9 protein-coding genes are annotated in these 8279 nt (G+C 50.5%); 8 read left to right on the top strand and 1 reads right to left on the bottom strand.

Translation table 11 applies throughout. The annotated features are described in order from the left end of the window. Positions 1-294 precede the first annotated feature (294 nt). The 8 genes from sctN to sctU are packed head-to-tail and all read left to right on the top strand — an operon-like array spanning position 295 to position 6758. Positions 295-1638 (top strand): type III secretion system ATPase SctN, encoded by a 1344-nt coding sequence (gene sctN / locus KDK14_RS12745; protein ID WP_257265520.1) that lies wholly within the window; start codon positions 295-297, stop codon positions 1636-1638. A 4-nt stretch (positions 1639-1642) separates the two neighbouring features. Beyond that, a complete protein-coding gene (locus KDK14_RS12740; protein ID WP_257265519.1) occupies positions 1643-2146 on the top strand; it encodes a type III secretion protein in 504 nt (167 codons plus the stop codon). A gap of 12 nt (positions 2147-2158) precedes the next feature. Then, complete coding sequence (locus KDK14_RS12735; RefSeq protein WP_257265518.1) at positions 2159-2941, top strand: type III secretion HpaP family protein; 783 nt, start codon at positions 2159-2161, stop codon at positions 2939-2941. Positions 2942-2949: 8 nt separating this feature from the next. Further along, entirely contained in the window at positions 2950-3921 is a 972-nt protein-coding gene (gene sctQ / locus KDK14_RS12730; protein ID WP_257265517.1) for a type III secretion system cytoplasmic ring protein SctQ, read from the top strand. A 57-nt stretch (positions 3922-3978) separates the two neighbouring features. Continuing rightward, complete coding sequence (gene sctR, locus KDK14_RS12725; protein WP_257265516.1) at positions 3979-4647, top strand: type III secretion system export apparatus subunit SctR; 669 nt, start codon at positions 3979-3981, stop codon at positions 4645-4647. Continuing rightward, positions 4640-4903, top strand: coding sequence for a type III secretion system export apparatus subunit SctS (gene sctS / locus KDK14_RS12720; protein ID WP_257265515.1), 264 nt, complete (start codon positions 4640-4642; stop codon positions 4901-4903). Before sctR ends, sctS begins: the two co-directional genes overlap by 8 nt. 2 nt (positions 4904-4905) lie before the next feature. Continuing rightward, positions 4906-5697 (top strand): type III secretion system export apparatus subunit SctT, encoded by a 792-nt coding sequence (gene sctT, locus KDK14_RS12715; RefSeq protein WP_257265514.1) that lies wholly within the window; start codon positions 4906-4908, stop codon positions 5695-5697. After that, a complete protein-coding gene (gene sctU, locus KDK14_RS12710) occupies positions 5694-6758 on the top strand; it encodes a type III secretion system export apparatus subunit SctU (RefSeq protein ID WP_257265513.1) in 1065 nt (354 codons plus the stop codon). The genes sctT and sctU overlap by 4 nt, the downstream gene beginning before the upstream one ends. Before the next feature lie 152 nt (positions 6759-6910). On the opposite strand, the gene KDK14_RS12705 is transcribed toward sctU, so the two are convergent. Continuing rightward, on the bottom strand, positions 6911-7729 hold the full coding sequence (locus KDK14_RS12705) for an ankyrin repeat domain-containing protein (RefSeq protein ID WP_257265511.1): 819 nt from the start codon (positions 7727-7729) through the stop codon (positions 6911-6913). Between the last annotated feature and the right edge of the window lie 550 nt (positions 7730-8279).

Here is an 8279-nt window from a genome sequence, read left to right as displayed (position 1 = left end):
CTAGAGCAACGCAGGAGCAGTTGCCGCGCAGGGCAGTCTATTCTCGGACAGCCTCTTGGCTACTTACCTGCATTTATTTTACCAACACCATTTCAGCTCTGAATCATCAGGCCGAAAAGAGAAATAGAAGCCTGTAATGGATTCAGGAATGCCTTATCCAGTTTTCCGCCACGTGTTGAGCATAAGAACTATACTCTGCCGCATCTGGATAATGACTCCATACTGCCACGGCAAGAAGTACTCAGGGATCTCCATAGCAGCACATCCTGAAACGAACAATAAGGAGTTATCAAGTTGGCTCAAACATTTAACTATCTCACCAATGCCCTGCAAAGTACCATGGAAAGCGGCAGGCTAATTGATATCCGTGGTCGTGTTACTGAAGTTCAGGGCATGATCATCAAAGCGGCGGTGCCAGGCGTCAAAATCGGTGAACTCTGCGAGCTGGTATCTCCCAATAATCGCGACGACAGTGACCGGAATTCCTACGCTGAAGTGGTGGGTTTCCAGGGTCATGAGACGGTACTTTCCCCCCTGGGTGAAATTATGGGGATCTCCTCCACCACCGAGGTTATCCCAACCGGCAAAGTACATCACGTAGCCGTTGGCCCTCACCTGCTCGGTCATGTGCTCGATGGTATGGGCAACCCATTAAACCCTGACGCCTTTGAGGGCATTGAGCCGGAAGCTCACTATCCGGTGTATACCGATGCCCCCGACCCAATGACCCGAAGAATCATCGACCACCCCATTCCCCTGGGCGTTAAAGCCATTGATGGCGTTCTCACCTGTGGCGAAGGCCAGAGAATGGGTATTTTTGCAGCGGCCGGCGGTGGTAAGAGTACCCTGTTGTCCATGCTGGTCAAGGGAGCAGAAGTGGATGTCACCGTGCTTGCCCTGATCGGTGAACGGGGACGGGAACTGCGGGAGTTTATTGAGCACGACCTCGGGCCGGAAGGGGTCAAGAAATCCGTTATTATTGTGGCGACCTCTGACAAGTCCTCCATGGAGCGTTCCAAGGCCGCCTACACAGCCACAGCCGTTGCCGAGTATTTTCGTGACAAGGGTAAACGGGTTCTGCTGCTGATGGATTCGGTCACCCGTTTTGCCCGGGCCCAGCGTGAAATCGGACTGGCCGCCGGAGAACCACCGACCCGCCGGGGTTTCCCACCTTCGGTATTTGCCACCCTCCCCAAGCTGATGGAGCGCACGGGGATGTCCGATGTTGGCTCTATTACGGCACTCTATACCGTGCTGGTTGAAGGGGACGACATGACTGAGCCGGTAGCGGATGAAACCCGCTCAATTCTCGATGGTCATATTATTCTTTCCCGCAAGCTGGCCGCATCCGGGCACTACCCGGCGATTGATGTGCTGGCCAGTGCCAGCCGTGTCATGAATGCCATTACCACCGAAGACCACCGTGCGGCGGTCAGTCGTGCAAGGGCCCTGATGTCCAAATATGAAGATATTGAGCTACTGGTAAAAGTCGGCGAATACAAACAGGGGGCAGACCCACTGGCCGACGAGGCCATTCAGAAAATTGAAACCATCCGGTCTTTTCTCAAGCAGAGAACGGATGAACTGATGCCTCTCAACCAGACGATTGCCCAACTACAGCAAATTGTAGGTTACTGAAAAGATGCTGCATGATCTGCTGAAAGTTAAAAACATACGGGAGGAGTCGGCTGAACGTGAGGTCAAGCGCTGTCAGCATGAGCTGGAACTCGCCCAACAGGAGGTCGAACAACGCAAGCAGGAAGTACTCAAGCGTCAACAGGCTCTGGAAGAATATATTGTCTGGCGCAGTCAAGAAGAACAGCGGCTATACGATAACATTATGAACACCAGTATTCAGCAGCATGATCTGGATCGGCTGAAGCAGAAAGTTGCCGTGCTACGGGAGAAAGACGCTACCCTGGAGCAGGACATTGTCGATGCAGAACAACGGGTGGCAGAAGCACAAAAACAAGTCGTCCAGGCAGAGCAAGTCCTTGAAACAGCCAGACAAGCTCACTTCAAGGCCAAGATGGCAGTTGAGAAGTTTGAGGAGTTCTGCAAGGTACAAGATGAAGAGGCCGAGAAAGAAGCCAAACGTCTTGAAGATCTGGAAATGGAAGAATTTACCGTCAAATCCAAGGAATAGGAGTGAATCATCATGTCAACACAAGGTGTGAATCACAACACTCAGCCAGCTCCGCCCCCGCAACAGAACGATGCCAGTCAGCAGAGTCGTAAAGTATCCGATAAGCAAGCTAACGACTTTGCTGATCGTATGACCAAAGAAAAGCGTGACAAAGAGAAAAAAGCCGGAGGCGATAAGGAGCAAAGCCTGGAAAGTCTGATGGCTGAGCGGAACAAAAACTCTAAAGATGCCATCAAGGGACACCAGGAAAAAGGTTCCCGTGAAGGTTCCCGAGAAGGTTTCCGAGAAAGTTCTCATGAAGAGAGTGATGAGAATATGTTCCAGACTGCCCGTGACAGCTCTGAGCAGGTCATGGTCAATAACCCTCAGAACCAGATCAAGACCGATGTCCAGCTGCGCGAGATCCAGCAAGCCAGTAGCGTGAAAGAAATTGATACCGCGCTGCAAAAGCTGGCCGATCAAATCCAGGTGTCCGCCAAGGATGCGGTCAATGGCGCAGAGGTTCGTATCTCCCTGAAAGACAGTGTGCTGCCAGGAACCGAGATCAGAATTCAAAGACTCGGTGGCGAGTTGACTGTTACCATGAATACCTCTTCAGCAGAAGCGGGAAATTTTCTCGCCCAGCATGAAGCCAACCTGCAGAAAATGCTGGCTGAGCGATTCTCCAACGACAAGGTTCAGGTGAATATCAACATGTCAGGTGGCGATAACCAGAACGGTGATGGTCGCTCCCGTAACCAGTATGTGGCAGAAGATGATAACGACCAGAACTCTTCCAGAAACGACCGGAAATAGGCTGAACCATGGCAGCAGAAACTCTTGATCTACCTTCTGTCTCACCGTCGCAGCTGCTGCTTGGCCAAATCCTCAGCAACCGACAGACGGAGCTGGCACTGCCAGTTAATGAGACCCGGTGGGACATTTCCCTGAGCAGTATTGCTGCAGAAGCGATGCCTGCCATCTGCCTGCAGCTGGAAATAAATCACCAGCCCGTCTCACTGTACACCGGCAGTGCCTTCATCGACCTGCTCATGCCAGAGACCCTGAACAGTCAGATCTTGCTCAAGCTTCCCCCGGACTTGATGCTGGCTGCCCTGGAAAACAGGCTACAGATTCTGCTTGAGCAACTGATGCAGGGGCTTGGCATTGCCATCAAGTTCATTGGCCTGACACCCAATAAAGACCCATCAAAGCGCGGCGAACTGGCCATGAATATCCGGGTAGCCGGTACCCAATACCCCATTTACCTGGAAAGCACGCCCATTGTTTTTGAGCTGCTCAAACTGCTGCCTGCTCATATTCATGAGCAATCCACCGATATACCTTTCTGGGCAGGCCTGGAACTTGGACGGGCAAAACTGTCTAAAGAGGAAACCAGCGCGCTGGGTGTCGGTGACATTGTATTTTTTCATTACCACGTCACCGGCCAGCAGCTGATCATCAGAGTTAACCCGGATATGGCTTTCGTCGGGGAAGCCGAGGGTTCTCAAATTACCATCAAGCACAGGATGGACCCAATGGAAGACGATCAAGCACATCATGAACAGGGGCCTGTCGACCTGTCCGATATTGAAGTTGACCTTTTATTTGAAGTGGGGCGACAACAGTTCAGCGCACAGCAAGTTCAGTCTCTTCAGCCTGGCCACGTGTTTGAACTGGACCGACCCATCGAACAACCGGTCAAGGTTCGCGTCGGCGGCAAATTGATTGCCGAGTGCCAGCTGGTACAAATCAATAATCGACTGGGTGCACGTATTACCAGAATTGTCGACTGACTGACTCTCTAAACAACAAAGTCTCTTGTTCATACCCGGAGACTGGAAAAGGCGACTATGGAAAGCGGCGCAATCACACTCACCAGTCCATTTTATTTGATGATCCCACTGGCGCTGATGGCGCTGGTGCCCTTTCTGGCGGTTATGGGTACATCATTCCTCAAACTGGTTGTAGTATTTTCCATTCTCAGAAACGCTACCGGTCTGCAGCAGATTCCGCCCAATATTGCCATGAATGCCCTGGCCATTATCCTGACGCTTTATATCATGGCACCGGTGGGTTTTGAGATGTGGGATATCGTTCAGGAGGAGAATATCAGCTTCCAGAACGAAGACAGCCAGGAACTGATGAGTCATATTACTCTGCTCATAGCGCCCTATCGCGAGTTCCTGAAAAAAAATACCACGGAGCGGGAAAGAAACTTCTTTCTGAAAAGTGCCAGAATATTGTGGCCCAAGGCGTACCAGGCACAACTGAGCGCAGATGACCTGGTGGTACTGATGCCGTCCTACTGTATCACGGAACTGACCAAGGCCTTCGAGATCGGCTTTCTGCTCTATTTGCCCTTTATCATTATTGACCTGATCGTCTCTAACATCCTGCTGGCCATGGGTATGATGATGGTGTCACCCATGACCATATCCCTGCCCTTCAAGCTCTTGTTGTTCGTATTGCTCGATGGCTGGACCCGGCTAATCCACGGACTGGTGCTGAGTTATGCATGATCCGCATATATTGACACTCACAGCCCAGGCACTCTGGCTGACCCTGTTACTGTCCATGCCACCGATCATCGCGGCATCGGCGGTTGGTCTGCTCATCAGTCTGATTCAGGCACTGACCCAGATCCAGGAACAGACCCTGCCGTTTGCCTTCAAACTCATCGCGGTTATTATCAGTATCTTCCTGACATCCCGCTGGATAGGTATCGAGGTTTATAACTACTCGCTGGCTATCATGGAAATGCTTGAAAGGCTCTGACAATGCTCCTGCCCATTGATGATCTGAAAGAGTGGTTTTACATCCTGTCAATGGGGATGCCCCGCATCGTTGCCCTGTTTACCGTGTTGCCATTACTGCACAAGCGGAACCTTGGCGGGGCCATGATCCGTAACGGTATTTGCATGTGCCTGGTGATGTTCATGCACCCCATGCTGTCGGCGGCCAAACCCGACGAAGCCCTGACCATCTATGACACCGGTGGCATCGTAATCAAGGAAGTCTTTATCGGAGCGATCATGGGGTTTGTGCTGGCGATTCCCTTCTGGGCACTGGAAGCTGCCGGATTTTTTATTGATAACCAGCGGGGTGCGTCCATGGCCAGCACCCTCAACCCATTTTCCGGCGCAGAAACCTCCCCGATGGGTATTCTGTTCAGCCAGGCGTTTATTGCCATGATCATGACCAGCGGGCTGTTTCTCCTGATACTGGAAAGCCTGATGCTCACCTATCAAGTCTGGCCGGTATTCAGCTACTTTCCCAACATCAATCAGGAAGCGGCGACGTTTTTCCTCGGCCAGTTTGACCTGATTATCAAACTGGCCATGTGGCTCTCGGCACCGGTCATTATCTGTATGTTCATTACCGAATTTGGTATTGCCCTGATCAGCCGGGCAGCTCCCCAGCTGAACGTATTCATCCTGGCAATGCCCATCAAATCCGGCGTTGCCTCTGCCATACTGGTGGTTTACATCGCCACTATTCTGGAACTGTCCCACAAGCACATGATGGGAGTTCCTGAATTATTTGAATCATTGGGAGTGCTCTGGAAATGAGTGCCGAAAAAACCGAACAGCCTACCCCCAAAAAACTCCGCGACGCGCGGAAAAAAGGTCAGGTCGCGAAAAGTAAAGAAGTATCCGGCACCTTTAACCTCATCGCTGTATTGGCAACACTCTGGTACATGAGCGACACATTTATCGACAAGATAAAGCAGATGGTGCTGTACCCTACCCTGAGCTACAACGAACCCTTCGAAGTGGCTTTTCAAATCGTGACCCACGGCCTTCTGGGATTAACCATGGATCTGCTGATCCCCCTGGTGGCCGTCGCCATGTTTTCTGCGATTATCGGTAATGTCATGCAGTTTGGCCTGCTGTTTGCGCCGGAAGGGATAAAACCGGATATTCAAAAAATCAGCCCCGTTGGTGGGTTGAAAAAAATTTTCGCCATGAAAAACCTTGTCGAGTTTTTCAAGTCGGTGATCAAAATTGTCTTTCTGTCATTTGTTGTCTATTACGTCATCTACAGCAGTGTGGGCGACATCGTCGATATGCCCCATTGCGGCAGCGCCTGCATATTGCCAGTGGCAGCCCACCTGATTAAAAAGCTGCTGCTCTACGCAGTCGTTGCTTTCGTCATTATAGCCGTCCTTGACTATATGTTTGAGCGCTACAACTTTATGAAACAGAACCGGATGAGCAAGGACGAGGTCAAACGGGAACATAAAGAGAGTGAAGGCAGCCCGGAGATCAAGGGCAAGCGCAAGGAGATCCATCAAGAAATACTGAACCAGGCGGAAAACACCGGCAAATCAGACGTTGTAATTAAAAACCCGACCCACCTGGCCATTGGTTTGCAGTACCGTCAAGGCAAGACACCACTGCCCATTGTCACGGTTAAAGGTCGTGGTGGCCATGCCCGGTTTATTATCAAAATTGCTGAAAAAGAAGGCATTCCGGTTCTTGAAAACGTGCCACTGGCCCATGCCCTGTTCCATTTGAACATTGCCGACTTTATTCCCGGCGAACTGATTGAGCCCGTTGCCGAAGTCTTCCGCTGGGTACAGGAAATCAAAGAGCAGGAACAAGCGGGAGAGTCCCCTGGCGAGGAGTGAGCAGGGCTTGCAGAGACCAATGACACTGACTTAAGCTGAAAAGCCCCGAAAACATGGGGATTTTGAGAGATTTGAATCGGAACCACAAAGCATACAAATGCCCATGGCGCGTGAAAATATTTTGCGCCACCCGCAATCCTGACAAGCGGCCATCAGGCACCAATGTATTGAAAAAACGCCCTGATATTAGCGGGCAAACTGACCCGGGGCAGGTGCAACATCTCGGGGTGATCATTGAACAGCGATACATATGCCGAAATTTGCAGCACAGGTAGTGCAAAAACCAACTGATTCAGCTCTGCAACCGACTCTGGTCGGTGTATTGAATCGGTATGCTCCTCACAATATTTTTCCCAAAAGTAATACACAGCAAGCCGAAAGATCCGGTTAACTTCCAGCACGTCACCGAATGCATTGTGATCATCCGAAAGATTGGCACCATAACTGAGCAGCAGTACAAGCCGGGATAATTTGTCAGTCTCCCGCAAACTATAATCACCGCTGCTCGCGGATGTGAAACTCGGGCGCACCCGAAATAAATTTGGGTCTGCCCCACGTTTCAGTAACAATAAAACGGTTTCCAGAGAACCAAAATTGAGGGCATAGAATAGTGGTGGCTCATCCCGGTCACTGACCTCGTTCAAGTTATACCCCCGGTCAATCAGTTCTTCGATTTTGTCAGTCGCCCCATTGGCAATCCACCAATAGATATCGTCTCTCTCCTCACATGGCGCCTCAGGATACCATTGTATCGAACCAGTGTCGTTTGCATCTCTTTGTACCAACCCGATTGCCGACTCTTGGTGATCTGCGAATTCGACCTGGCGTTCTCGCAGGGTTCTCCTGCCAGACTGGCTATACTGTCCAGTGCTCAACAGATAATTACCAACAGTTTCACTTGGCAATGTTTCAGAAGTTCCCGATAGCGACCGGGTAAAACCTGGCAGGACGGAAAGACGATGACTGATCATGCTTGAATACTCTGATTGGTCAGCGTTTGATTGGTTCGACCGGGCAATATTCTCGGACAACCTCCCGATACAGCATTTCGACAACCCTGGCAACCGGAAAGTTCTCGCGAATAATGACTGGGCTTTGATCCCATGTCAGAAGAAAAGTCAGGAGCTTCAACATTTTCATAGTAAAAAAAGACGCAGCTAATTCAAACTATTCTTACCATCGCCATAACACTGACTACTATGCGAAAAGCCTGTCGGACTTAAGCGTTCATGATGGCGATTGCAAGAAATTGAGGATAGAAATTTCTGATTCTGACAAAAATAGTGAGTCTAATTGACCAAATCGCAGACATTTCTATCCCAATTTATCGCAACCGCAGCAGGACAGTCTCAAGCCGACAAGCGCCTGGTAACGTATATACAGCGGCTGTAAATACACTACAAAACCTGGGAATTGTCTTTTAATAAGTTCCCGATTTCCGTTCACCCTGAGCTGGTCGAAGTGTTGTGCCACCGAACTTCGACAAGCTCAGTCCGAACGGAGTCAGGCAATGAAAATAGG

Source organism: Endozoicomonas sp. ONNA2 (assembly GCF_024606365.1).
GTDB lineage: Bacteria > Pseudomonadota > Gammaproteobacteria > Pseudomonadales > Endozoicomonadaceae > Endozoicomonas.
Note: the sequence above shows the minus strand (reverse complement) of the source record. Positions and strands in the feature narration are given on the sequence as shown.

Coding starts and splice junctions, on each gene's coding strand:
- KDK14_RS12740 (WP_257265519.1), top strand. CDS start 1,643: ATGCTGCATGATCTGCTGAAAGTTAAAAACATACGGGAGGAGTCGGCT.
- KDK14_RS12735 (WP_257265518.1), top strand. CDS start 2,159: ATGTCAACACAAGGTGTGAATCACAACACTCAGCCAGCTCCGCCCCCG.
- sctQ (WP_257265517.1), top strand. CDS start 2,950: ATGGCAGCAGAAACTCTTGATCTACCTTCTGTCTCACCGTCGCAGCTG.
- sctR (WP_257265516.1), top strand. CDS start 3,979: ATGGAAAGCGGCGCAATCACACTCACCAGTCCATTTTATTTGATGATC.
- sctS (WP_257265515.1), top strand. CDS start 4,640: ATGCATGATCCGCATATATTGACACTCACAGCCCAGGCACTCTGGCTG.
- sctT (WP_257265514.1), top strand. CDS start 4,906: ATGCTCCTGCCCATTGATGATCTGAAAGAGTGGTTTTACATCCTGTCA.
- sctU (WP_257265513.1), top strand. CDS start 5,694: ATGAGTGCCGAAAAAACCGAACAGCCTACCCCCAAAAAACTCCGCGAC.
- KDK14_RS12705 (WP_257265511.1), bottom strand. CDS start 7,729: ATGATCAGTCATCGTCTTTCCGTCCTGCCAGGTTTTACCCGGTCGCTA.